Annotated in this window: 1 protein-coding gene; it reads left to right on the forward strand. The window is 56.8% G+C overall.

The features are described 5' to 3' along the window. On the forward strand, positions 1 to 206 hold a 206-nt coding region (locus KI210_RS08755; protein WP_212781479.1), incomplete at both ends, for an ABC transporter permease subunit.

Genomic DNA, 206 nt, shown 5'->3' on the forward strand with positions numbered 1-206 from the left:
GAAGGCGCACGAAGCAACGGGATGACCTACGTGCAGGCCATGAGATACGTGATTCTGCCGCAGGCCTTCAAAGCAGCGCTGCCGCCGCTGGGGAACCAGTTCATCAACCTGATCAAGAACTCGTCGGTCTTGTCGTTCGTAGCAGGCTTTGACCTGATGTACCAAGCCGACACGGTGGCCTTTTCCACGTATCAGGTAATCCCGAC

The sequence above is a fragment of the Lactobacillus corticis genome, from assembly GCF_018327645.1.
In the GTDB taxonomy this organism is placed as follows: Bacteria; Bacillota; Bacilli; order Lactobacillales; family Lactobacillaceae; genus Lactobacillus; species Lactobacillus corticis.